Below are 25,868 nucleotides of genomic sequence, written 5' to 3'. Positions count from 1 at the left end.
ATCGGGTTTATCGCACGAAGATCGTGCATGAGAATACCACATAGGAGGATGTTATGAAGAAGAGCATTCGGGTTATGGTTGCGATGATGGTGCTTTTGAGTGTGGGAGCCACACTTTTCGCATCGGGTTCGCAGGAATCGGGTAAGTACAAGATTTATTTGATCACCATGGATCAGATGGACCAGCACTGGGTAAACGTGGATGCCGGCTGTCAGAAAGCCGCCGAGGAACTGGGAGATGTTTCTTATAAGTGGATGGCACCCGATGTAAAAGATGATGCCAAACAGATTGAGATGATCAACAACGCCGTTGCCGGTGGTGCACAGGCCATTCTTCTTGCTGCCAACGGGCCTACCGCCGTTACCAGTGCCCTGAAAGAGGCTTCCGACGCAGGGGTAAAGATTCTCTATGTCGATTCCGCCGCTGATTTTCCTGGTTATCAAACCCTTGCTACCGACAACAAAGCCGCCGGAAAGACAGCTGGTGAAGAAATGATCAAGGCCCTTGCTGCCTCAGGTGTTACCAGCGGCAAGATCGGTATCGTGAATGTTAATGCAGCAACAGCCAGCACTGTGGCCCGTGAAGCGGGCTTCCGCGAAGCCTTCAAAGGAACCGATTTTGAAATTCTTGAAACCCAGTACTCTGACGGCGATGCGGCCCGCTCCAACGATATTGCCGCCAACTACATTACCCTTGGTTGTGTGGGAATCTTCGGTGCCAACGAAGGCTGTACCGTAGGAACCGGAAACGCCATTCAGGAGGCCGGAAAGAATATCATCGGTGTAGGCTTTGATAAATCAGATATGATCCTGAGCCTTATCAAGAACGGCTACCTGCTTGCAACCATGGCTCAGAATCCTGACGTAATGGGCTACGAGGGAATGAAGAGTGCCGTGAAGGTCCTCAAGGGTGAAGACGTCGGTGCGAAGTATGTCGATACCGGCGTTTCCGTTATTACAAAAGACAAGCTCTAAAGGGATTTCCGAGAAGTCTGAAGGGGCTGCCAGTCCGGGCAGCCCCTTTTTTTGCGGAGAGCCAATAAAGGAACCTACTGTTCCGAATCCTGGTGGTTGAAGGAACGTAATTCCTTTTCCTGCAGCTACCTGGAGGAGAAACCATAGAAAAAAGCGAGTACCTGCCCCTAAATCGAGTATGTTATTGAAAAAAGTGCAGGCAGACCACCAGGATTCGGAACACTAAGCAAAAGGCAACCTTTACTGAAGTAATATGTCTTGTTTTATATGAGTTTTTCAAATAATGCATACATTAAATTGACAAAAATCGCATTATATTGTAAATAACTTGTATTAAAGGAGGCCGTTATGGAGCTTATTGGTTCTGAAAAAAGAAGTTTTCCATTGGTTCGGAGGGATCTTCCCGAACTGTATCGCGATCAGTTCCCCTATACGGCTGTTCCAAGAATCAGATTTGACGGCGTTGATGTTCCTATTAATCTTCCCAAGGAGATATGGATAACCGATACCACCTTTCGTGATGGGCAGCAGTCCCGGCCTCCCTATACGCCCAAACAGATCGCCCATATCTATAGCCTTCTCCACAAGCTTTCCGGAGAAAAGGGCCTCATTCGACAGACCGAATTTTTTATCTACAGCGAGCGTGACCGTGAGGCCCTGGGCCTGTGTCAGGCTCAGGGATATCGATTCCCCGAGATTACCTCCTGGATACGAGCCGATAAAAAGGATTTTCAATTGGTTACATCCCTGGGGCTGAAGGAGACTGGTATTCTGACCTCGGTTTCCGACTACCATATCTTCCTAAAACTGAAATCGGACCGGGCAAAGATGGCGGATGCCTATCTCGGCATTGTAAAAGAGTGCCTTGCCGAGGGCATCATTCCCCGCTGTCATTTCGAGGATGTTACACGGGCGGATGTCTATGGATTCTGCCTGCCCCTTGCGGAAAAACTCCTGGATCTTTCCCAGGAGGCAAAGGTGCCGGTTAAAATCCGGCTTTGCGATACCATGGGATACGGGGTCACCTATCCCGGAGCCGTGCTTCCCCGCTCGGTCCCCAGGCTGGTGCATGCCTTTCACTCCGAATTGGGCTATCCCTCGGAATTACTCGAATGGCACGGCCATAATGATTTTCATAAGGTCCATATCAATGCCGCAAGCGCCTGGCTCTACGGTTGCGCATCCAACAATACCAGTATCCTGGGCTATGGTGAACGTACTGGAAACCCTCCTCTTGAGGCGGCAGTCATCGAATACATGTCGCTTACCGGTGATGATTCGATAGATACCACGGTCATAAGTGAGATTGCCGACTACTTTCGCAGTGAGATACGTGCCGACATACCGGAAAACTATCCCTTTACCGGAGAAAACTTCAACACCACCAGGGCGGGGATCCATGCCGACGGGATCCTCAAAAATCCCGAGATCTACAATATTTTCGATACCGAAACATTGCTTGGCCGCCCCATTCGCACCATGGTAACCGATAAATCCGGGCTTGCCGGTATCGCCCGCTGGCTCAACGAAAATGTTTCACTGATCAAATCGGGAAAATGCGAAAAGGTGACAAAACGTTCGCCCGGCATCCGCCATATAGCTCTCTGGGTTTCTACTCAATATACACATGGACGGACCACTGCAATATCATACGATGAGCTTATGGCACAGGCCAGGCGCTATCTTCCCGGGCTCTTTGAATCGGAACTGGACAAGGCAAAGGAAGAGGCAAAACGGATTGCCATGGTAATTGCTGAAGATGTGACCCATGCCCCGGAGCTGGAGACTCTCGATCCCGCTGTAATGGACGGTTACCTTGGCAAGATCGTCAAAAGGGAAGGATCGATCCAGCTTCTGGCCGTGACGAACACCGATGGTTTTCGCATAAGTCAAATTTATTCGAAGCATGGCGAGAAATCTCTGTTCAGAAACTTGCTTACCAAGAATTTTCAGGAAAAGGAGTGGTTCCGCCAGGTCCTTGAAACGGGTAAGCCGTATATATCCCATCTTTTCTTTTCCCTTTATACCAATAGGCTGATCTTGACTGCTGCGTTTCCCATTCGGGATGAGAAGGGAAATATCAGGGCCGTCATCGACATCGACTTCATGTTTGAAGAGTTAATGAAACTGATAAACAAATTGCCGGAGGGAATCGTTCAGGATGATGCCCGTTAGAGATCTTTATGCTTGATTTTCGTCTTGTCACCTTTTTGACGGCTGCCCGTGAAGGAAATTTTACCAAGGCAGGGGAGCTTTTAGGGCTTACACAGCCTGCCGTAACCCAGCATATTCATCATTTAGAAGAGCTGTTTGGGGCGCAGTTATTTGAGAAGAGTGGACGGGGCGTTCAACTCACCCAAGCCGGAGAATTCCTACAGCATGAAGGCGAAATTCTTGCCGTCCACTCGCGCCAGATTAGAAAAGAGCTCTTGAATTTCGAGGGAGGCCGGAGATTCTTCTCTCTCGGGGCAACCTTGACGGTGGGAGAATTCCTTTTACCCCGATATCTCGCCCGGTATAAGCAGGGTCATGAAAGGCGGGAGCTCAACGTGACGATTGAAAATACGTTTCGATGTCTCGAACTGCTACAGAAAGGAAAAATCGATCTCGCCGTCATTGAGGGCCCTTTTGATTCTTCACGTTTTCTGCATGAACCTTTTCTTTTTGACGAATTGCTTTTTATTACCGCTGCTGATAGTCTCTGGGCCAGGGATAGGGTGGTACACGAAGAGAAGATCAACACCTACCCCCTGGTCCTTCGAGAACGTGGTTCGGGCACCCGGGAGCATTTTGAACAATTCCTCGGGAGGTTGGGACTTCACATCGATGAGAGCTCCGTTGTCATGGAGGTGGGGAGCCTGAGTGCGATAAAGGTTCTTTGTGAATCTGGTCTCGGCTGTTCGGTTATGTCGCGGCATGCGGTAGAGCGCGAACTTCTTTTGGGAAGCCTCTCTGCAATTCCGTTTTCATCCGGTATCCTGGAACGTCAAATTACGTTTGTCTATACCGAATTCTCTCCCATGCCTTTTGTCGGAGAGTTTATCGGATTTTGTCGTGATATGCATGCAGAGATTGCAAAGGCGGCTTCTCGTTGACTTCTGAAATCGTAGCGTATATGCTTTATTGCATGAGGAGCGTCGCCTCATAGTGGAAAAAGGACATGAAGAGTTTTCGTTAAGAAAGCTTGCACGTCTTATCGGGGTTACACCTATGGCCGTGTATCGGCATTTCGAAAACGATGATGATACTTTAAAGAAAATTCTCAGCACATCATTGTAATATTCATTCCCTCGAATGTTTCTGCCTCGCTCTGGGCTTCCTCCAGAGGAATCTGCCACCTATACGCTGTTTCCCGATTTTCAAGAATAGATGCAATCTCAATGGCAGGAGCTTCCTGAAAGGCTTTTTGACTGAGGGGAAGTTTGATCATGAGAAAGCCCCAGGCTATTGTTCTTGGATCTTTTTGTCTAGACCTATCCAGATTTGACAGGCTCGAGGAACCATAGGCAAAGGGAAGTGTCTTCCTTCCGTAGACATATGCAATACCATCTTTCCGAAAAAAGAAATTATTGACGTGGTCATGGCCGTAGAAGCAGGCTTTAATGGTTCCCAACTCCTTGAGCTCGGCATGCAATCGGCCGTTCTCATCTCCACAGTCGGCACGTTCTCCTCCTGCACCTTTGAAAAGCCCCCATTTCATTGCCTTATCCGTCTCTTTTATAGGGCGATGGAAGAAGCAAATCCCGGGCACACTTCTTTCGTAGCGACAAATCTCTTCTTCCATGGCGGCGGATACTTCCTTTGTGATATGCTGTTTCCTTCCCGAATTGAGGATGAAAATTTGCCAGGAGGGTTTTTCTTCGCCCCTTTGAAAGATCTCGATAACGAAATTTCCACCGGTAAATGCGTCGCCGCCGGTAGATGATGGACGAGGAATGCTGCTTTTTGCATATAAGCAGTGCTTTGAACGAAGTAATGCTTTTTCCACCTTTTCGAAGAGTCCCGCTTCTCTTCCCTTTCTGCCTATCTCCAAATCGTGATTTCCCCATGCAAAGGTCCACGGGACAAATGTGCCGATATAGTGATCGAAAAGTCGAATAATCGGCACTGGTGAGGTGATTTTTCGTCGACAGAAGAAATCGCCACTATTGATCAATAGCTGGGGGGCCTCGGTTTTGACAAGCCTGGCAAGTTTGTGTAAGAAAAACCGTTTTAACGGATACCGAAGGGCAAGGTGAAGATCTGTTACCTGCATCAGAGAAAGTTCCGCTGTATCACAAAAGAAGGATATCCGCTCCATAGGAAAGGAGTATGACGCTCCGGTAAGTATACGATAAGCTTCATGTTAGGATATGGTTAAAAAAAGAGGTCAGTCGCCTTGTTTATGCATTTTCCGATAGAGTGAATTCCTTGAAATGCCCATTTCACGTGCAGCCTGGCTGACATTGCCGTTATGCTTATACAACATCGCAAGAATTTCTTCCTGCTCCTTCTTTTCCGCCAGTGCTTTTATCTTCTTTCGCTCTTCATCGAAATTGTGGGCCTCACTGAGCATCGGCGAAGGCCAGAGCCCTTTTCGCGGAGAGAGAATTTCATCGGGAAGGTTCTCCGGGCAAATATCGCTACCGGCCGTCATATTGACCACCCGCTCGACAACATTTCGAAATTCTCGCACATTACCGGGCCAATCGTAACATTGCAGGCGCTGCATCACCTCATCGTTTATCCGGGGGACCTTCACACCGATCCTTTTACAGGCATTTTCAAGAAACACCTCGAACATTGTCGGGATATCCTCACGATGTTCACGCAATGGGGGAAGATGAATCGAGATCACATTGAGGCGGTAGTAGAGGTCCTGACGAAAGGTCCCGCGTGCCACTTCCAGTTGGAGATTCTTGTTGGTGGCACAGATGATCCTGGTATCGATCATTACCGTTTTATCGCCGCCGATACGGGTAAGACTCTTGTCCTGGAGAACTCTTAGCAATGCAACCTGTTGTTCAAGGGGCATCTCTCCGATTTCGTCGAGAAAGAGGGTCCCTCCCGAGGCCAGCTCGAATTTTCCGGGCTTTCCCCGTTTTCGTGCACCGGTGAACGCCCCCTCCACATAACCGAAAAGTTCGCTTTCGATCAGTTCCCGAGGGATCGCACCACAGTTTACCGCCACAAAAGGGCCCTTCCTCCGATTGCTTTTATTGTGTATCGCCTGGGCAAACATCTCTTTACCGGTCCCGCTTTCGCCGCTGAGCAGTACGATGCTTTCGTTGTCCGCCACCAGTTTTGCCAGATGGATTGCTTTGCTCAGCGACTGGCCGCATCCTATGATATCATCGAAGGTAAAAGAAGCGTGGGCCCCGCTGAAACGGTTGATGAGTTTTTTGATCCGTGTGATGGGATTGATGAAAATGACCCCGCCTGTGACTGTTCCCCCGCCGTCTTTGATTGGTTTTGCCGAGGTGAGGCAGGTGATGGCACCATCGCCGTCGTTGATCGAAAGTTCGATTTCGTGGAAAGCAGTACCCATTTCAAGCATCTCATGAATGGGATGCCAATTATCGATATACTCCTGAAAGGGATGTCCCGCCAATTTCTCCGCACTTTGATGCAAAATGTTTTCCGCCGCTGGATTTACCTGATCGACGGCGCCTCTGGAATCAATGACAATGACACCATCGGAAACGGTGAGAAAGATGTTATTGAGGCTGTTATTCAGGACCGTCAGCTCCCGATTTTGTTTCTTAACCCTCATCTGCTGCTGAATTGCTTCCACACCGGCCGCAACCATGCCGAGAGTGTGCAGGTGGGTCTTCTCAACAGGCCCTGACATCTCCAAGACCGCAATGACCCTTCCGTTGTCGTCAAAGATAGGAGCCCCTGAACAGGTCCATGGATGGTGCTTACGGCAGAAATGCTCCGCACCGGAGACCTGGAATGGGCGTTTTAGACGGAGCGCCGTTCCCACTCCGTTGTTTCCGACCTCTTCCTCCGCCCACCATGCGCCCTGTTGGAGATTCAAGCCGTGATCACCGTACAGCACGTCGTTATCGCCTACGGCCTCCATCAGATACCCCTTTTCATCACATAAAATAACCACGAACCCCGATCCCGCGACGAATCGATAGAGGTTTTCCATAAAGGGACGGGCGATATCGATGAGGGTTTTATGATGTTGTAGAATTTCGTTGAGGAAGGGCTGGGGGAGTACCGTGCTGCTTCGGTCCGCAAAGGGATCAACGGATGCATTAATACATCGCATCCAGGCCTCGGTAATCTCTTTACGAAGAGCTCCCTCTTCGATTCGACCTTTTGTGATGAATCGTTCCCACATCACCTTTGTCTCAGTCGCACTTGATTCCATTATTACATCACCCTTTGCTAAAACAATGGTCCAAAAAAGTGTCACAAAGGTGTAACGTAACTGTATCATTTTTGCAAAAAAAAGTGACACCATCGTGGCATCACCTGCGATGAAGGAACTTCGAATATTCCGAAATATCACACATCACAGATGATATCTTCGTTTTTCCTGCTTATTTTACCATGATTTTGCCAATAACACCATGTCCATGCCTTTTGGTACGTTTTTTGCATAATAACTAAGCGGGTACGTGCTTACCCATAAGAAAACGTAATAAGGAGAGAACGCACATGAACATGCCGAGACCAATGGATGAAAAGTACAAGATGCTGATCGGGGGCCAATGGGTGGAAGCCTCGAACGGGAAAACTTGTACTGCGTACTGCCCTGCCAACGGAGAGGTCCTTGCTACCTTTCCCGACGCCAGTAAAGAGGATGTCGATAAGGCGGTGAAGGCTGCATGGAAGGCCTTCGACGGCTGGAAAAAGATCAGTCCTCAGGAACGATCGGCGCTTCTGCTTAAGATTGCCGACCTGATCGACGCCAATCTCGATAAGTTGGCAATGATTGAAACGCTGGACAACGGTAAACCGATCAGGGAGACATCCGGAATCGATGTTCCCCTCGGTTCCGATCATTTTCGCTATTTCGCTGGTGCCATTCGCGCGGAAGAGGGACAGGCGGTGATGATCGACGATCAGACCATGAGCATCATTCTCCGTGAGCCCATCGGAGTGGTCGGGCAGATCATACCTTGGAATTTCCCTTTTACGATGGCTGCCTGGAAGATTGCTCCTGCTCTTGCGGCGGGGTGTTGTGTCGTGATTAAGCCCTCAAGCTCAACCTCTCTCAGTATCCTTGAGTTTGCAAAGCTGGTCAACGACGTACTGCCTCCCGGAGTTCTCAATGTCGTTACCGGCAGAGGGTCTCAAGCCGGCCAGTTCCTCCTTGATCATAAGGATTTAAGAAAGTTGGCTTTTACGGGTTCAACGGAGGTCGGGTATCAGATTGCCGATGCCGCTGCCAAGAAATTGATCCCCGCAACCTTGGAATTGGGTGGTAAATCTGCAAATATCTTCTTCCCCGATGCTCCATGGGATAAGGCCATCGAAGGCGTTCAGATGGGGATACTGTTCAACCAGGGACAAGTCTGCTGCGCTGGTTCCCGTGTCTTCGTTCATGAGGATATCTACGACAAGTTCCTCGCCCAGCTCGTTAAAGCCTTTAACAGCATCAAGGTGGGGATGCCGTGGGAAAAAGATACGGTCATGGGCTCCCAGATTGATCAGAATCAGCTCGATAAAATCCTCGCCTATGTACATATCGGAGAAAAAGAGGGGGCGAAGATTGCCTGCGGCGGAACTCGGGCAGAGGGTAATGGACTTGAAAACGGTGCTTTCATGAAGCCAACCATGCTTGTGGATGTAAAGAACAGCATGAGGGTTGCTCAGGAAGAGATTTTCGGCCCTGTTGCCGCCGTAATCAAGTTTAAGAGCGAGCAGGAAGTCATTGATATGGCAAACGACAGCGAATATGGTCTCGGCGGTGCCGTTTGGACAAAGGATATCAATCGTGCTTTCCGGGTCGCCCGAGCCGTGGAAACAGGACGTATGTGGGTAAATAACTATAATAATCTTCCTGCCCATGCCCCCTTCGGAGGGTACAAAAAGTCGGGTATCGGGCGTGAGACCCACAAAGTGATACTCGATCACTACACGCAGATGAAGAACATCTATATCAGTATGACCGAAAAACCTTTCGGCCTCTATTGATCTGTTATTGTGTCGATTCTGGGGCCTGTAAAAGGGCCCCTGCAAAATGGCTATCACTATTGAAGGCAGGTTCAGCATGATAGACAGCAACACGCAGGTTGAAGAAATCATGAAAATCCCCGGCGTAGTTTCCTATTTTATTGAAAACAGAGTCTCGCCCATCACATGCTCGGGGCCCTTTCCTCAGCCGCTTGGAAAATTACTGGAACTCAAGAAGGTAGCCGATCCAGATGCGTTCATTGCAGGACTGAACGACTTTCTTACCGAACGAGGGATCGAGTTAAAGGAGGATAATGAATAAACGATCCCAAAGGCAAAGCCCGCCATCCTTTCCCAAAAAGAGTGGCAGGCATTTGCCCGATCGGCCTACTATCACTTCAATCCTGCATCGAACAAAATCTGTGGACCCAGAGCCGGATCCCCCCCTGCATGGGCCTTCGATGCGGAGAGAGTCGGTAGGCCGGTCCATTTTATAAAAAGTATAGTAAGATCCCCGCCTCATATCTATTCCATATTACTTATTTTTCTTCGCCTTAGTGTAATTCCATGAACTATTTACTTACATGGTAATCATCTGCCTATGTACAAAAGAGACCAAACTTTATGATTGTCGTCTTTTATAAACATTGGAAAATGAGAATTCGTGCATCAAAATTATTTATCCATTGGATGGAAAGGGGTATGTTCATGGAACTGTGCTACAACCTTCAGACTTGTTCGGGTACTTCTACGATAGAAAAGGATCTTAGTCTTTGTGCGAAGGTCGGTTTCTCATCTATTGAAATAGATTTTGCCAAGGCCCAAGCGTATTTGAGAACACATTCCATGTCTGAATTGGGTGACCTCATAAAAATGCATGGTCTGAAATGTGCTTCTATTAATGCCATCTTTGATCTCAATTTTTGTACAAATCAAAAGTGGAGGCGTATTTGCGAGCAGTTCGATTTTGCTTGTGAATTGGGCGATAGCTGTGGCGCCGACAAAGTTATTGTACTTTCTAGCGAGCGCAGTACTTTGCCGGAAGGTACCACCGATGCAATGATTTTTGATGATACCGTTGCTGTTCTGAATAGACTTGCCGATAGAGGATTGCCCCATGGAATGAACATTGCATTCGAGCCTGTCGGTACAATGGCCGTAGGAAACATCAAAACTGCATGGGAGATTGTCCGTCGAATCGACAGACCCGAAGTGGGTATAGTCCTTGATGATTTTAATATGTTCTTATGGGATGTGGGATCCGATTTCGACGATATCCTTCATATAGAACCCGGTAAGATTTTTATTGCACATATTAACGATGCGGAAAGGATACCGTTTGCCAGGATCGATCAAATGCATCGCTGCATGCCTGGAGACGGTCGGATTGATGTCGTGCGCTATGTCGATAACCTGCGTGCCATTGACTACGACGGAGTGATATCTGTTGAGGTCCTTAATCCCGGAATCTGGAGAAAAGGCCCAGATGTCGTTATTCCCGAGGCCTATGAAAAGTTAAGGAGGTATGTGGACTAAAAATCAAATCCGGACCTAAAAGCTCGAGCTATTCAAAATTCCTTTCAAATAAAGTACGCAATATCTGACTCAAATCGGCAGGTGTTCCCTGTAACAGATGATGGGAAAGTTGTGCCATCTAAGGAGAGTAACATGAGCACAGTACGTGATGAAAGCAGGCGCTACTACATAAAAATAGGTAGTGGTGAAAAGCTGGCTTACGGCTTTTGGGGCTTTGGTAGTGATTTGGTATTCCAGACCATTACCATCTATCTAACATTTTTTTATACGGACATTTTCGGCATTTCAGCGGTCCAGGTTACGGCTTTGTTTCTGGCCGCCCGTATATGGGATGCAATCAATGACCCCCTTATGGGGGCCCTTGTAGAGAAATGTCATTTTAAAAAGGGAAAATACATTCCATGGTTTGTGGGGTTGTGTATTCCATACGGTATTTCGACCATACTTGTGTTTACCACGCCGGAGAGCATCTCAAAGGTCGCCTATGCCTGGTTTACCTACATTTTGTTCGGCATGCTTTTTACCGGAATTATTATTCCTGTTACGTCCCTCTCTTCTTCCATGACACAGGATCCGATAGAGCGCGCAAAACTTAATTCATTCCGAATGTTTTGTTCAGGTCTCGGAGGAGTTGCCTGTGCCGTACTTGTTCCGATCCTTTCTGAGCGGTTAGGTACTACACCACAGAACGGTTATCAACGTGCAATGATCGTTATGGCGGTCGTTATGGTTATTTCATTTCTGGTTACCGGCAAGGTATGTAAGGAACGTGTGCCGGAAAGTCAACTTGATAGACAGGAACCCTTCAAATGGCGGGATATCGGAACACAACTTACCAAAAATAAACCCCTGTTGATTTTATTTGTGATGTATCTTGTTGCATACACCTACAATATTCTGGTTTCCTCTGTCGGGACCTATTTTGTTACCTATAACCTTGGCGGGCGTATTTCCATGGCCACGTGGTCCATGTTGCAGACGCTTCCTTCCATCATCCCGATGCTCTTTGTTCCCGCTATTGCCAAGCGGATCGGTAAGAAGAAAACAGTTATCACCGGCTGCCTGATTTCTACGGCAGGAATGCTCTTGTTCTTCTTTGTGCCGGAAGGTGCCAATGCCGGTTTTTGCTTTGGTAAAGTGCTTGGTGCTTTCGGATACGGGATGACCCTGGCGACTATTTGGTCGACCCTGCCTGACTGTGTAGAGTACGGAGAATATGTTACCGGCCGGCGATGCGGGGGGCTTGTTTTTTCGCTGGCGTCTTTTTCAATCAAAATCTCTTTGACTATTGCGGGTATCCTGCCCACCATCGTTTTCAGCTTTGTCCATTATGTTCCCAATGGAGTGCAAAACGCAGCATGCCTGACTGCAATAAAAGCGATGAATTCAATCATTCCCGCCGTGATTCTGATCATCGGAATCATAGTCTACCGAAGCTACTCCCTGACGGAAGATAAATATGACTTTATCGTTGAAGAACTGACAAAACGTCGGTTATCGCTCCAGGGCGAGGCGGAAAACTAGCTTAAACAACATACAGCGGAGGTTATCCATATGAAAGTGGTCTGCGGCATCAAAGTAGGCAACATGAAGGAGCGTGATGAAGCGAAACGGGGAAAAGTCGGAATTGTCGATTTTCCCGTCAAATCTATCGGCCCCGAGGATGTCAAAATAAAAGTGGCCTATTGTTCGATATGCGGGTCCGACCCGCATATCGTGGGGGGAGCCTTTGGGCTTACTCCGCCTTTTGGCTTAGGACATGAAATGTCAGGCGTAATTCTCGAATTAGGGGAACGTGCCGGAATTCGTGGTCTGAAAGTAGGGGATAGGGTTAGCGGTAATTTCCTGCACTATTGCGGCACCTGTTATCATTGTGTAACCGGCAATCAGCAATACTGCGAACATGCCGGCAATGAACCCTGTATGGCCGAATATGTTGTCTGGCACGAATCACAAGTAGTCAAACTGCCGGACAATGTCGGCCTTTTAACAGGGTGCCTGACCGAACCCCTTTCGATTGGTGTTCGTGTCATGGATAAGGCCAATATGAAGATCGGCAGTCGGGTCCTTGTCTCCGGCGGCGGTCCGATAGGTCTAATAATCTGTCAACTCTTCAAAAAATATGGTGCGACTGCCCTGACACTGAGTGAGCCGAATGAAGAACGCTGCCGTATCGCCAAGGGCTTTGGGGTTGATTATACGATTAATCCGTTACAGGAAAATCTCTTTGACCGCGGTATGTCTATTACCCAGGGACTTGGCTATGACGTTATCGTTGAGGTTTCCGGTGTGCCTAGTGCCGCCGAAGCGGTTATCAAGCTGGCGGCGAAGTGCTCGACTGTGCTTTATACCGCCATGTTTCCGAATAATTATCACCTGCCGCTGAATCTGTACGAGTACTGCTACAGCAGAGAGGTCACCATCACGGGAACCTATTGCTCCCATTACAATTTTGAGCGAACGGTCAGCATGCTACCGGAAATGGATTTTGGTATGTTTACCGGCCCCGACCAGATTTTCGATATTGATGACTGCGAGGCGGCATTTACGGCTCATCTAAGCGGAAGATACCCGAAAGTAATTATTCGCTGTAATCGTTTTGATGGCGAATAGAGGAACATGAGGAGAAGATTATGCAAAGGAATGGACTTCAGACAGTTGCCGAGCTTGAGGATAAATGCGTCGATATTCGCAGCAATTTGCTCAAGTTTATTTACAGAATAGGCATGGGCCATTTAGGTGGTGAACTGTCCATCGTGGAAATGGCGGTAGCGCTCTACTATAAGTATTTGAATTTCGATGTTTTGAACCCGCACATGGATGGGCGGGACCGTTTCATCCTTTCAAAGGGACACTGCTCGGAAACCCTTTATACGATTTTTTCGGATCAGGGTGCATACACCCAGGATTATATGGTCGAGTACTTCGAATCGCTGGATACCTATAAGTTTGGTATGCACTCAAACCGTAAGCGGTGTCCGCAGATTGAGGTTTCCGCCGGCTCCCTCGGCCACGGCCTTCCAATTGCGGTAGGCTATGCTCTTGGTGCACGTTACCGAGGTGAGAACTACCGTGTCATATGCCTGATTGGTGATGGTGAATTTGATGAAGGTACGAACTGGGAGGCACTCATGGCAGGCGGCCATTATAAACTGAACAATTTGGTGTGCATCCTGGACAAGAATAAACTCCAAATGACAGGTACTACCGAGCAGGTGATGAACATCGAACCCGTATCGGACAAGGTTAAAGCCTTTGGCTGGAATCTCATAGAGATAGCAGACGGCAACGACATGGAGCAGGTTTGTGCCGCTCTCAATCGCTTACCCGAACGCAATTGTAAAAAGCATGATGCACCTACCTTCATCATTAGTAATACGGTAAAGGGTAAAGGTGTGAGCTTCATGGAAGGGAACCATAAATGGCATGGCGGAGGCATCAGCGAAGCCGACCTAAACATCGCGCTTGCCGATGTGTCGAACGGACAAACGAGGAACTAAGGTTATGGCGGTAAAGACAACATACAATTTTGATCAAATGCTTTCCAATGCACGAGAGGCATATGGAGAAGAACTCTACAGAATGGCGAAAGAAGGAAAAGACTTTGCCTTCACGTTTAGCGATAATGTGGCACCCTCATCTTCTGCCGGGAAACTACTCAAGGAGTTTCCCGAACGCTGTTTCAATTTCGGAATTGCGGAGGCCGATCAGGTGGGAGCCTCCGCAGGGCTTGCTCTGTCCGGCTGCACGGTATTCTCGCAACTCTTTGGACCTTTTCTATCCCTGCGCGCGGCCGACCAAATTCATACCGACATTGCCTATAACGATGTCAAGGTTCGTCTGATAGGTACCCATTCGGGTGTTACCTCCGGTGGCGGCCCCACACACAACGTTATCGCCGATCTGGCATTGTACCGAGCCATTCCCAACCTGACGATTGTGGTACCGGCAGATGCTGGCCAATGCTGCAAGTGTATTCGTGCATCGATGGAGTACGAAGGTCCGATGGTTATTCGCATTGATAGGGCCGGGTCTCCGAATGTCTATGCCGAGGAGTACCAATTGGAGATTGGAAAGGCCATTGAGACCCTTGCGGGAAGCGATGGATACATAATTTCTTGTGGTTCAAACATCTATGAATGTCTAATGGCTTCTAAAATACTAAAGGAGGAGCTGGGCTTGAGCATCGGTGTGGTGGATATGCATACCATAAAGCCCTTGGACATAGATACCATCCTTCGTGTGGCCCGAAAAACCGGTATGGTGGTTACGGTTGAGGACCATTCAATAAACGGAGGCCTTGGGGGAGCGGTTGCAGAGGTTCTGTGCGAGGCAGGATATCAGGGCATATTTAAACGTATTGGAATGCCGGATGAATTCTCAGTATTGGGAGCACCGGACGAAATCTACCATTATTACGGGATGGATCGCCATGGAATCGCAGTAACAATAAAAGATCTGCTGAACAGAGGCAACAGATGAAAACTCAGATACTTGGTTGTTGCGGCCGTTACATACAAGGCTATGGTGAAATCAAAAATCTAAAAACCTATATCGACTGGATGGGGGAGAACTTTCTTGTAATCGCCAGTAAGGGGCGTTTGCGGGATTTAAGGGATCGGATAGCAACGGCGCTTGAAGGGAAACACGTTACCTTTTTCCAGTTTGAGAAGCAGATTACATGGGAACAGATTCACCATATTGAGGATCTTGCCAAAAGCACAAAGGCCTCGGCTATCCTTGGGGTCGGCGGGGGAAAAATAGCCGATGCGGCAAAGGTTGTGGCTCACGATACAGGCTCGCATGTGGTTGTCGTTCCCACCGTTTCAGCAAGCGATGCATCTACGAGTGCAACGTCGCTGGTGTACAATGAGGATGGAACAATTGCAGATGTTCTCTGCTTTCCGAAGAGCCCCGATGTTGTATTGGCCGATACCGAAATTCTTATCAATGCTCCGGTACGCCTGTTTGTTGCCGGGATGGGTGATGCGCTTTCTACGTATGTCGGCGGTGTTGTGTGCCAGGATCACTATTTTGATAACCATTTTGGCGGTGTCGGTACCGCAACGGCCCTGTCGGTCGCTAAATTATCCTACGATATGCTTTTTCGTTATGGTCGCCAGGCTAAAATCGCCGCGGAGCAAAAGGTGCTGACAGACGCTTTTAATATCATCACGGAGGTTAATATTCTGATGAGCGGTATGGGCTTTGAGAACAATGGCTCGGCCTCCGACCACTGTTTCTATTTTGGTACCCTCGCTCTTGCTGATCGAGAAGAGTATGTCTATCATGGCGAGGGTGTCGCCTTTTCTACCTGTTGTCAATTAATCATGCAGGGGGCCTCTAACGAGCAGCTTGATCAGGTGTACCGCTTCTGCAGGGATGTAGGGCTTCCCATCACCTTTGAGGATATGCATTTAAATAATTTGACCGAGGAAGAGTATGATATAATGGCGAAAGCGGTTTTGCGGGAACCCTTTATTCGTCATCACCCGTTTCCTGTTACCCATGAGATGGTCGTCGGTGCATATAAAACGGCTGATGCGATTGGTCACATCTATCATGAAGGGGCGTCACTTCTCTGATTTGCGGCTCTTCTTTTACAGAGAGGGATGGAAGAGCATCCTTCTCTGTACTCTGGGAAAAGGAGATGATGTATGAGCGGCAGACAATACATGAGAAACATTTCCGAGCTTAGTTTTTCCGGATATAAATTTATTTTGTATTATGCGGAGCTTATGGATCAATGGATTGCGGAATTCCCACATAACCATGCACTCTACGAGATTTATTATGTCGTGGACGGGAGCATAAAGATTAGGATAGCCGACAGGGTGACGGAGATTAAAAAAGAACAGGCATGTTTTCTTTCCAAGGATATCAGACACCATGTATTGTATGAGCCTGACGTCCCCAAAAAATATTTTGCCTTGATTTTTGATTTGGTCCTCCATGATACAAACGCCCTGAAGGGACCGGATGGGCCGATGGAATATCGGGATATATTCGATGCAATGGAGATCGTCAATAAAAATCGGTTTTATATCTCAAAGCCTCTCTCCGAGCAGCATCTTCTGGCGACATTTGAGCGAGAGATACGAGAGCGAAAAGTTGGCTGGAATACTCAAGCCGTCATGATTTGTTATCAATTTTTCATTCGTGCGTTGCGTATGATTGCAACAAAGGCGGTGACGGATATCCGGTTTTCCGGTAAGGAAAACCTGGCAATGTCGGTATCAAAATATATTCATACGCATTATCGGGAAGAGATATCTGTACAAAGTGTTGCAGAGGCTCTCAATGTCACCCCCCGTCACATCAATCGTGCATACAAGTCCATGTTTTCCACTACCTTCATGAAAAATACCAATTTATTGCGGATTGCCTATGCGAAGGATTTTCTTTGTACCACGGATGATTCTATCGAGGAAATTGCGGAAAAGATTGGTTTTTCTTCGTCGCGAGCCTTATATAAGTTGTTTAAGCAATACGAGGGAGGCTACATTTCTCAATACCGAGAACGCCATAATACCAAAGAGGAAGGTATTTCGTGCTGTCAGTATCACTGACCTCCTGTAGGGTAACTGCATGATTATTGATTCCAATATCCCGATGTTAGAGGTACCGGGATATTGGTCTTGGATCAGATAAGATGGCTTAGATAAACAGATTGATTCCCGCGCTGCTGGCGGCTTCCAGGTAGTTTGCAACACCGCCAATTTCCGCTTTATCGATAAGCTCCTCGCGCTTGACACCCATGACATCCATGGACATCTGGCAGGCTATGATGCGAAGGCCTCCGTCAATGGCGGTCTGAAGCATATTCTCCAGGGTATCGATCTTCTGTTTTTTCATGATCCCCTTCATCATGGAGGCTCCTATTCCACCCATGTTGAGTTTCGAAAGTTTCAGTTTCCCGTTGTGGCCGGGAAGCATCATTCCGAACATCTTGCCCATGAAGTCCTTCGAGACACGGGGTTTGTTCCGTTTTTTGATGATGCTCAGGCCCCAGAAGGTATAGAAGATGGTAACCTTCTTGCCCGATGCCAGGGCTCCGTTGGCAATGACCAGGGATGCCAGGGCTTTATCCATATCGTCGGAGAAACAGATAAGGGTCAGCTCGTTTCCCGTATTCTTTGCAATATGAACGCCGGATAGCGTTGCCTGGCTTCCACTCTCCTCACCTGAGCGCTGGATAACCGCTTCTATGATCCCTTTTTCTTCCCTGAGGCTTACCAGCTTGTTTCCCGTCATGTTACACCAGGATTTGACATCTCGGGCAAATCCCGGATCGGAAGCCTTTTGGAGGAGCCGTTCTCCAGGTTTGATCTTCTCAATTTCCGTTTTCAGCTTTAAGATGGGACCGGGACATTGGAGTCCGCAGGCGTCAACCTCCAGTACCGTCACCGCCGACGAGAGCACGGATTTGGCTGCGCTTTCCCCGGATAGGGCATAGCCTGTTTCGTATTGGGTAAAAAGATCCCGGTTGTTCTGATCTGCCACCGCGGCCTTGTAGATCTTCATACCACCTGAAAGGATACTTACATCCCTGTAGCCGTTTTGCTTCAGGATGCGCTCAACCAGATAGGCCCTCAGTCCAACACCACAGTAGACCACAACTTTCTTGTCTTTTGGGATTCGATCGAGACTTGTTCTGACCTCTTCTTTTGGAATGTTGACTGCCTCCGGCAGTGAGCCCAGATTGTATTCGTCGGGAGTTCTTACGTCGAGAAGGAAGAGGTTCGGCTCCTTCTTTTCGATAAGCTCATGAAGCTCTTTCCAGTTTGTATGGTTGCTGCGCCCCAAAAGAACGTTTTCCGCAGTAAATCCGAGAATATTCACCGGATCCTTTGAGGAAGAGTAGGGAGGAGCATAGGCCTGCTCGAGTTCTGTCAGATCCTCGATGGTACCGCCTCTCCTCAGCACCCCGGCGATCATTTCTATTCGCTTATCAACGCCTGAATAGCCGACGATCTGCCCACCGTAAATCTTACCGTCTTCCGGCGAAAAGACCAGCTTGAGTACCATGGGAGTGGCGCCCGGGTAGTAACCTGCATGGGAATGGCCGTGGGTTACAACGCTGATGGCAGGAATGCCCTCTCTGTCGAGGACCTTCCGGGCCGCGCCTGTGGAGGCTACGGTCATATCAAAAATCTTTGCAACGGAGGTTCCTATGGCACCCTTGTACCTCTTCTTTTTGCCATAAACGAGGTTGTCCGCCAGAATCCTTGCCTGCTTTCCGGCCGGACCAGCCAAGGGGGTAATCCCCAGGGCCCCTGTAAGAGGTTCGCGGAATTCGGCTGCATCCCCAAGGGCGTAGACTCCTTTTGCGGAGGTTTCCATATACTCATTGACAAGTATCCCTTTCCCAGTCTCCAGCCCCGCCTTTTTCGCAAGACTTGTTTCCGGGCGTACACCGATGGAAAGAACCGCCATGTCGGCAACAATGGATGTTCCGCTGTTAAGGGTGATATCCATCTTTCCCTCTCGATCCGCAAACTCCTTTACACCGTCTGAAAGGTAGAGTTCGACCCCTTTCATCTTGAGGTGGTCATGCACCTGGGCCGCCATCTCAAAATCCAGGGGCGCCATAACCTGATTTGCAAGCTCGACGATGGTGACATTTACTCCCCGGTCATAGAGGTTTTCCGCCACCTCCATACCGATGAAGCCTGCTCCGACGACCACTGCCCGCTTTGGCTGATTCTCGTCGACGAAGCCCTTGAGTCGGTCCACGTCGGGTACGTTTCGCAGGGCGAAAATCCGTTCGGAATCGATTCCCGGTATCGGCGGTCGCAGAGGCTCTGCTCCTGGGGAAAGGATCAGCGCGTCGTAGGATTCCCGATACTCCCTGCCGCTCTTGAGATCTTTAACGCCGACGGTTTTTGTCTCTGTATCTATATCTACGACTTCGCTGGATATGCGGACATCCACATCCAGCGTCTTCTTGAAGCTTTCCGGGGTTTCGACAAAGAGACTTCCCCGTTCCTTGATTGTTCCGCCCAGATAATAGGGAAGGCCGCAGTTGGCATAGGAGATATAATCCCCCCGCTCGAAAATGATAATGGCCGCTTTTTCGTCGTTCCTTCTTAGCCGCGCCGCGGTGGCGGCCCCACCGGCAACACCGCCTACGATTAGATATGTCATATATAGCTCCTTTCTTATCTATATATACTATATAACGATTAAGAAGAAAAGTAACGATAGTCAGTTTTTTATTTTATTTACAAAGAAAAAATGCTCCTGTGAGCTTTCAAGCCGTAAGCCATGGTCTTTTTTGTGAAAAAGGGGTACAGTAATACACATATGAGGAGGAATATATGCGAAAATCAGGCGTTTTGACGCTTTTTGTACTTCTTATGTTGGTGTTCGTCTCAACCCAAAATTTGGCAGCTGCGGGGCTTGGTTCTTCGCGGATCGGTCTGGGACTTGGGACACCAAACGCCGTGCTCATCTATCGTCCGACCCCCTTTGATCTGCGTCTGGGCTATGATTTTACAGAGGGAAGCCAGTTCATCTTTATCAGCGGCGATTGGCGTCCTGCAGGATATATCCCCATAAGCGGACCACTTTACTGCTACTTTGGGCTCGGTGCCTATGCAAAATTTTATCCCGAGTCATCGGCAGATGATGTGGTTGAATGGGGAACACGGCTGCCTGTGGGCATAAGCCTTCTCTTTCTGGACAACATTGCGGAACTCTTCGTAGAGGTTGCGCCGGGCTTTGATCTTTACCCTAAGCCTGCCTTCTCCGATGACCCCGTTCAGTTTTGGGTGGGGCTTAGCTTCGCCATTCAATAGACAAGGGCATTCGATATTTCCTCGACAGATCTCTGCTGAGATTGTAGAAGCGCATTGCCGTGGTTTTGCGTTCGCCCCATGATGGAATGTATCAGTGATTTAGAATTTGCTATTTCATGGAGAAAATTCACAATTGATACGTTATTTTCTGCATGTGCTTCCATGAGTTTCATCGCGCTTGTCGTTTCGGTAATGACTTTGTCCATCTGTGCTTTGATATTCATGTTGGCATGAACCATACTTTCGAGATTCACTCTTGCCCCTTCTGTTTTTGTTTTGATGTTGTTAACGGCATCGACAATGGTTTTTGTCGAGCCGTTAATCATTTCGACGTTTCTCTGAGTCTCCGTCGATAGTTTACGTATTTCCTGGGCGACGACAGAGAAGGCCCTCCCGTGGTTTCCTGCCCGTGTCGCCTGAATCGCCGCGTTAATGGAAAGGATATTCGTCTGCTCGGCGATATCGGAAACCGTTATGGAAATCGAATCGATCTTTGCCATATGTTCGGCAAGGGCCTGAATTTGAGTATAGATTGCCGAATTGTCCGCTGCCGAGTCTCCGATGGCGGCAGAGACCGAAGAGAGTTCCTCTTTAAGCCGCTTTAGATAATCGATATAACGCCTGATCTCTTCAATCATATTAGAATAGGCCTCGGTAAGGGTTTGAATGAGCGGTGTGCTTTCGAATATGTCGGAAAGCACCTTCCTGTAGAGATTTCTGATAAGCAGTTCCTGGGATAACTTGCGTTCGATGAAATAGGATTTGAACGCGGCATATTTGACCGGAAAGTAATCGACATAGGGATCGGAGAAGTCTCCGGCGGCATGTACCTCATAGAAGAATACTGCGGTTAATGTCTGGTTGATATTGATGCCGAGAAGTTCTCCGAAGGTTGAAAAGCCTGCTACGGGTATCCCTTTGAAGCTGGAGAGCTGCGGAAGTTTCTTTGCATTGAAAAGCCTTCTGAGAATGCAATCGTTCATAATGCCTCCGACAGGCTTCGGCTTTCCTGCACAGTAGCGGGCAAAGTGGCGATCGGTGGCGGAAAGAAAATCCGTCCGTCGTAAAAGATAAAGCTGGTCTCCTATATCGATATCACAGAAAAATTTTACCGTCCTCCCAATTCTATCGACGGAGGCTATGGAACGTACATACATTTCTCCATCGATTTCGATGCCGAAGGAGTAGTCTTCGAGTCGATTTTCAAGATCCTTTTCGGAACAGCCCAGGACGTTGCAGAGTGCGTCGATAATGTTTACCCGCTTCATGTTGGCGTCATCCAGCACTTCGGCAACCATACGCATGGCCACATCGCAGTCAAGGATGAAGAATGAATGTTCGGTCTTTTTGAAGTTATCACTTTTAAATACCCCGAAGCGAAACTGAGGGGCTAACTTCATGAAGGTGACGACAGCACAGTTCTGCCGATTTTCGAGGCCATCGTAGATATAGGTATGTCTGAAATCGAGTGTTCCGCCGGCACTTCCTCCGATCAGGAGACAGGGGAATGCTCCGCTCTCGTATACCGCTTCCATGAAGAAACTTTCGCTGTTCGATAGACCGTCGATAAGGGTATAGCCGAAGGTATCCCGGTAGTCGATCGAGAAGGGAAGGCTGATCTTGTTCAGTTCCTGCACAATAGCCGAAACACGCTGAGCCGACGACTTAACCACGGTCCCTTTCCTGATATCCTCGTCCTCCAGAGGGATGGTAATGCTATGAACGGCCCTCACCATCTCCTTTGAGAAGGATTGCAGTACAACCGTTTCCCATCGATCTCCGGTCTCCAGATAAGGCGAAAGCGCTTCCGGCGAATCAATACACAGCTCCCCTGCCGTACTCGTCATGATAAGCCTTGTGGTCTGCGGAAGAAGCGACCTCACGTTACGGACAACTTCATCAAAATCAAGATAAGGTGATACGAATCCAAGTACAAGTGACGGGGCTTCATCGAAAAAGAGCCCACTCAGGCCCTGTCGCGTTACCTCTTCAAGTCTGAATATCCCGTTACGGACGACAGATCGATCGAATAGTGTTGTCATGTTCTTCTCCTCAGGGATGAGGCGGGCTTTATGGTAGGTCGGTAACTATTGGGCTCATGTCCACCATTTTTTATTCACCTTATTGTACCGCGCCGAGGTGTGATGTCAATAAAAACATAAAAAAACGGTATGCCTGGATAATAAACTTAGGTTAGTTACGTGCTGTTCATTGTAGTTGAACGCTGTTAAAAGTACGTTGAATTGGCTACATCAGATTCGCGCATGCGATCTCTCTCATGTAACCTGATAATTATTTCTATCTCCAACCTTCAGCCGGTATCCAGAGAATCGGCTTCTCTCTGCTGTTATGCCAGAAGACACTACTGAACTGCGATATAACTTCAATAACTTCAGATAGTTCGAGAGCTGAGTTTTCATTACGGAGTTTCCCGACAAAGGCCTTCCATTGCTTTTGTTTTGCAGAATCCTGATATACTTTCTCCGTGAAGACAACCGGCATTTCAATTGGTATATCAGTCTTGCGACGCTCAAAAGTCTGCTGAATTGCAGTAGCCACCTCGACGAAGTTTAACTCGAATGTCCGGATTATAATGTATAAATCATAGAAGTCTTTCATACGGCTGGTAAGCAGACTCAGAGCAACCGCCGCTTCCAGTTTCTCGGCAATAATTGTTTCAATAGGATAGGATTCAACACTCGCAGTCTCTATCTCCAAGAGAGACGGTATCGACTTGGTAACAGGTCCGGGATGTACTGAATCGCCAATACCGATGTCAATTTGCAGGGGTACTCTGGCCTTTCCAATATAAGCCTTAATTTTTGCTCTCTGTCCATGGTATTTATTTTGTTCTCGGATATCCTGAATGATGATCGTATCAGTATCGAACCTGACTGCATCTTCAGGGTATTGGATATCACAAATGCTCTTGATAGATTCAAGGATGAATTCTCGATCAGTATTACCGGTTTTCAGAAAGTCAATATCCTTTGTTGTCCGGTATATCTGATCTTCAAGCGTGATAGTGAGCAGATATGCTCCCTTGAGGACGTAGCTTTTCCGATAATCCGATTGTCCCAATCTATACAGGAACCTCTCGGCAACATACCTGATAAGCAACGACTGATAATCTTCTTATGTTCACGACTGTGATTCAATAATCTTGCGAGTATCGACGCCGAATAATCCTTTCGTGATTCACTCATACTATACTTTCCATATATGGCCGCATAATCTTTCTTACCCTGCATACTTCCGCATAATGAATAATCTCCTCTATGGAAGTACGCTTGTTTTGTATTACATCTTTCAGCGCTTCAATTGCCACATCAAGCCCGATCTTGTTCCTATACTTGAAGCAATCGGCAACTGTCTTGGATATGCAATATACTTTTATTTCATCATCATCTATCTGATGCGTTTCAATACCTTCAGTAAATGAAGCCCCGGAGAAGGTTATTACTTTCATTGGGATATTATCAACAGTCGGAATGCGACCAGGCCGAGAAATTGCCATCCATACTTCAGAAGGATTCTGAGTACCAATTTCATGAAAGCTTAGTGCACTCATCAGACATACGACTCCTCTCTTTACGGTTTTCTGAGCTACAATAAGCGAATATTTTTCAGCAGGGATAAACTGAGGAGAAGAATATAGTCCACGGGCAATTCTTATCATTTCGCCGGATTCTATCAGCCTGCGAATGGTCTCTCTGTGCACACCGGAATCTGCAAGTTCCCTGGAACTTACTATTGAGTTATTGGATAGAAGTTGTTTTGCAATATCCCGCTGAGTCACTATGTGACTAATTGTATACTAATATCTATAGATGTCAACGTTTTGTCACTTGATCACAACCTTAGAATCTACCACAGTTAAAGCGTAATGTGGTAGAATCCATTAGGCTACAATAGATGTGATTATTTCTCTTCTTTTGCTACAAATAGCGGACAATAGGTATATATTTAACACTACAGGAGTGTATTTGCTATGCTTATCAACTTTACCATAGAGAACTGGATGTCTTTTCGAGATAAGACGAGTTTTACAATGACGGCGACCAAAGAACAGCAACATGGGGACCGACTGACCAAACTGAATAAATATCGCTTTCGGGCTCTTCCTACGGCGGAAATGCTTCGGGTAAAACCAACTTCTTTAAAGCAATAAACTTCGCCAAACACTTCATAATCAAAGGATCTCTACCGGACTATCAGATTAATATTGAACCCTTTTTGCTGGACGAGGTTTCCAGAACAAAGCCAGTCGTATTCATTTTTGAAATATTGGTTGAAGATGATATTTATGAGTTTTTATTTTCTCTCACCACCAAAGAGGTGCTTGAGGAGAAGCTGATAAAGGTTACCAGTACTAGTGAGAAGCTTCTTTATCACCGACATCACAATGACCCTAATCCGCAGTTTCATTCTTCAATAAGATCCAAACGTCTTGAGTTTGCTTTTGAAGGAACAAGGGAGAATCAGCTATTCCTTACCAACAGTGTATCGCAGAAACTCGCTGTATTTGCACCAGTTTATAACTGGTTTGCCCAGACTCTTGTTCTGGTGGCTCCTGATACGCGATTTGAATCCTTCGAGCATTTTGTTACCGAGGGCAGTCATCTGTATGAGACCATGAATGCCATTCTTCCCAATCTGGATACCGGCATTTGCCATTTGGGTGGGGAAGAGATTTCAATGGATAGTCTTCCTCTTCCGGAGACTTTGAAACAGAAATTGAAAAAAGATGCCCGTGAGGGTCTTTCTATTAAACTCAATAACGATGATGAGAAGATCGTTATCACACGCCAGAATGGAGAGCTGAATGTAAAGAAGCTTTATACGTATCATCAAAACACAGAAGGAACGAATACTCGTTTTGAAATGCGACAGGAGTCAGACGGTTCTAAACGAATAATCGACCTTCTACCAGCCTTCCTTGATCTGGCGGAAACCGGTGTTCCAAAGGTCTATATCATCGATGAGATTGACCGAAGTCTGCATTCACTACTAACTCGACAGCTTCTGGAGGTATTCCTTTCCAGCTGTACTGAAACTAACAGGAAACAGCTGCTCTTTACGACTCACGATCTACTCTTGATGAATCAATCAATCTTCAGAAGAGATGAGATATGGATCACCGAGCGGAAGCCGGACGGCAGCTCAGAGATGATCAGTTTTAGTGAATATGAGGTAACCGCTCCATAAACCCCACCCCTTAAAAAGAAGAGGTGAGTAACATCTCCGGGGTTAATTTTTCTGGAAGCAGATCCTCCCATGAGCTCTCTGATGATTCAATTTTCGGCAATTTTTGAAGTACGTAACGAATGTACCAATACGGCTCAAGGGAGGCCGATTTAGCCGATTCAATCAGACTGTAAAAAGTCGCCGATGCATGAGCACCACGAGGTGTGTCGGCATGCAGCCAGTTCTTACGTCCGATTAC

Annotated in this window: 22 protein-coding genes; 15 read left to right on the top strand and 7 right to left on the bottom strand. The window is 47.6% G+C overall.

Features of this window, described 5'->3' with window-relative positions:
* Positions 1-53 precede the first annotated feature (53 nt).
* From F459_RS0112985 to F459_RS24680, 4 genes are all read left to right on the top strand, one after another.
* Positions 54-974, top strand: coding sequence for an ABC transporter substrate-binding protein (locus tag F459_RS0112985; RefSeq protein WP_020613155.1), 921 nt, complete (start codon positions 54-56; stop codon positions 972-974).
* A 348-nt stretch (positions 975-1,322) separates the two neighbouring features.
* On the top strand, positions 1,323-3,149 hold the full coding sequence (locus F459_RS0112980; RefSeq protein WP_020613154.1) for a triose-phosphate isomerase: 1,827 nt from the start codon (positions 1,323-1,325) through the stop codon (positions 3,147-3,149).
* An 8-nt stretch (positions 3,150-3,157) separates the two neighbouring features.
* Positions 3,158-4,069 carry a LysR family transcriptional regulator gene (locus F459_RS0112975; protein WP_020613153.1) on the top strand — a complete coding sequence of 304 codons (912 nt, stop codon included), beginning with the start codon at positions 3,158-3,160 and terminating at the stop codon, positions 4,067-4,069.
* A 52-nt stretch (positions 4,070-4,121) separates the two neighbouring features.
* Positions 4,122-4,253, top strand: coding sequence for a TetR family transcriptional regulator (locus tag F459_RS24680; protein WP_020613152.1), 132 nt, complete (start codon positions 4,122-4,124; stop codon positions 4,251-4,253).
* Here F459_RS24680 and F459_RS0112965 read toward each other — a convergent pair.
* Together F459_RS0112965 and F459_RS0112960 are read right to left on the bottom strand one after the other, a co-directional pair.
* The gene (locus F459_RS0112965; protein WP_020613151.1) at positions 4,237-5,274 is read right to left on the bottom strand and encodes a metallophosphoesterase; all 1,038 of its coding nucleotides are present in this window, start codon (positions 5,272-5,274) and stop codon (positions 4,237-4,239) included. The two genes, F459_RS24680 and F459_RS0112965, sit on opposite strands and share 17 nt — an antisense overlap.
* A gap of 69 nt (positions 5,275-5,343) precedes the next feature.
* The gene (locus F459_RS0112960; protein WP_051086175.1) at positions 5,344-7,428 is read right to left on the bottom strand and encodes a sigma-54-dependent Fis family transcriptional regulator; all 2,085 of its coding nucleotides are present in this window, start codon (positions 7,426-7,428) and stop codon (positions 5,344-5,346) included.
* A gap of 197 nt (positions 7,429-7,625) precedes the next feature.
* Between F459_RS0112960 and F459_RS0112955 the strand changes: the two genes are divergently transcribed.
* The 9 genes from F459_RS0112955 to F459_RS0112915 all read left to right on the top strand — a co-directional run bounded on the left by F459_RS0112955 (position 7,626) and on the right by F459_RS0112915 (position 17,191).
* Positions 7,626-9,107, top strand: a complete 1,482-nt coding sequence (locus tag F459_RS0112955) for an aldehyde dehydrogenase family protein (RefSeq protein WP_211214007.1) — start codon at positions 7,626-7,628, stop codon at positions 9,105-9,107.
* Positions 9,108-9,183: 76 nt separating this feature from the next.
* Positions 9,184-9,408, top strand: coding sequence for a hypothetical protein (locus F459_RS0112950; RefSeq protein WP_013255207.1), 225 nt, complete (start codon positions 9,184-9,186; stop codon positions 9,406-9,408).
* A gap of 386 nt (positions 9,409-9,794) precedes the next feature.
* Positions 9,795-10,622, top strand: a complete 828-nt coding sequence (locus F459_RS0112945; RefSeq protein WP_169517948.1) for a sugar phosphate isomerase/epimerase family protein — start codon at positions 9,795-9,797, stop codon at positions 10,620-10,622.
* A 132-nt stretch (positions 10,623-10,754) separates the two neighbouring features.
* Positions 10,755-12,146 carry an MFS transporter gene (locus F459_RS0112940; protein WP_020613147.1) on the top strand — a complete coding sequence of 464 codons (1,392 nt, stop codon included), beginning with the start codon at positions 10,755-10,757 and terminating at the stop codon, positions 12,144-12,146.
* Between the two features lie 30 nt (positions 12,147-12,176).
* On the top strand, positions 12,177-13,235 hold the full coding sequence (locus F459_RS0112935; protein ID WP_020613146.1) for a zinc-dependent alcohol dehydrogenase: 1,059 nt from the start codon (positions 12,177-12,179) through the stop codon (positions 13,233-13,235).
* 20 nt (positions 13,236-13,255) lie between these two features.
* Entirely contained in the window at positions 13,256-14,122 is an 867-nt protein-coding gene (locus F459_RS0112930; RefSeq protein WP_020613145.1) for a transketolase, read from the top strand.
* A gap of 4 nt (positions 14,123-14,126) precedes the next feature.
* On the top strand, positions 14,127-15,104 hold the full coding sequence (locus F459_RS0112925) for a transketolase family protein (protein ID WP_020613144.1): 978 nt from the start codon (positions 14,127-14,129) through the stop codon (positions 15,102-15,104).
* Positions 15,101-16,207 (top strand): glycerol dehydrogenase, encoded by a 1,107-nt coding sequence (locus tag F459_RS0112920; protein WP_020613143.1) that lies wholly within the window; start codon positions 15,101-15,103, stop codon positions 16,205-16,207. Before F459_RS0112925 ends, F459_RS0112920 begins: the two co-directional genes overlap by 4 nt.
* 72 nt (positions 16,208-16,279) lie before the next feature.
* On the top strand, positions 16,280-17,191 hold the full coding sequence (locus F459_RS0112915) for an AraC family transcriptional regulator (RefSeq protein ID WP_020613142.1): 912 nt from the start codon (positions 16,280-16,282) through the stop codon (positions 17,189-17,191).
* A gap of 88 nt (positions 17,192-17,279) precedes the next feature.
* Here F459_RS0112915 and F459_RS0112910 read toward each other — a convergent pair whose 3' ends face one another.
* Positions 17,280-19,769 (bottom strand): FAD-dependent oxidoreductase, encoded by a 2,490-nt coding sequence (locus F459_RS0112910; protein WP_020613141.1) that lies wholly within the window; start codon positions 19,767-19,769, stop codon positions 17,280-17,282.
* A 173-nt stretch (positions 19,770-19,942) separates the two neighbouring features.
* Here F459_RS0112910 and F459_RS0112905 point away from each other — a divergent pair, with 173 nt between their 5' ends.
* Positions 19,943-20,422: a hypothetical protein gene (locus F459_RS0112905; protein ID WP_020613140.1), complete on the top strand. Its 480-nt coding sequence runs from the start codon at positions 19,943-19,945 to the stop codon at positions 20,420-20,422.
* Here the strand turns inward: F459_RS0112905 and F459_RS22330 are convergent.
* From F459_RS22330 to F459_RS0112890, 3 genes are all read right to left on the bottom strand, one after another.
* Positions 20,416-22,464 (bottom strand): FIST N-terminal domain-containing protein, encoded by a 2,049-nt coding sequence (locus tag F459_RS22330; RefSeq protein WP_020613139.1) that lies wholly within the window; start codon positions 22,462-22,464, stop codon positions 20,416-20,418. The two genes, F459_RS0112905 and F459_RS22330, sit on opposite strands and share 7 nt — an antisense overlap.
* A gap of 256 nt (positions 22,465-22,720) precedes the next feature.
* Entirely contained in the window at positions 22,721-23,542 is an 822-nt protein-coding gene (locus F459_RS23010; RefSeq protein WP_020613138.1) for a nucleotidyl transferase AbiEii/AbiGii toxin family protein, read from the bottom strand.
* Between the two features lie 82 nt (positions 23,543-23,624).
* Positions 23,625-24,221: a type IV toxin-antitoxin system AbiEi family antitoxin domain-containing protein gene (locus F459_RS0112890; protein WP_070415629.1), complete on the bottom strand. Its 597-nt coding sequence runs from the start codon at positions 24,219-24,221 to the stop codon at positions 23,625-23,627.
* 305 nt (positions 24,222-24,526) lie between these two features.
* On the opposite strand from F459_RS0112890, the gene F459_RS23005 reads away from it, so the two are divergent.
* On the top strand, positions 24,527-25,630 hold the full coding sequence (locus tag F459_RS23005) for an AAA family ATPase (RefSeq protein ID WP_081623732.1): 1,104 nt from the start codon (positions 24,527-24,529) through the stop codon (positions 25,628-25,630).
* A gap of 10 nt (positions 25,631-25,640) precedes the next feature.
* Here the strand turns inward: F459_RS23005 and F459_RS24560 are convergent.
* Positions 25,641-25,868: transposase domain-containing protein (locus F459_RS24560; protein WP_020613134.1), on the bottom strand; the 228-nt coding region annotated here is incomplete at its 5' end.

Source organism: Sediminispirochaeta bajacaliforniensis DSM 16054 (assembly GCF_000378205.1).
Classification (GTDB): Bacteria; Spirochaetota; Spirochaetia; order DSM-16054; family Sediminispirochaetaceae; genus Sediminispirochaeta; species Sediminispirochaeta bajacaliforniensis.
This window is presented reverse-complemented; position numbering and strand designations above follow the sequence as displayed.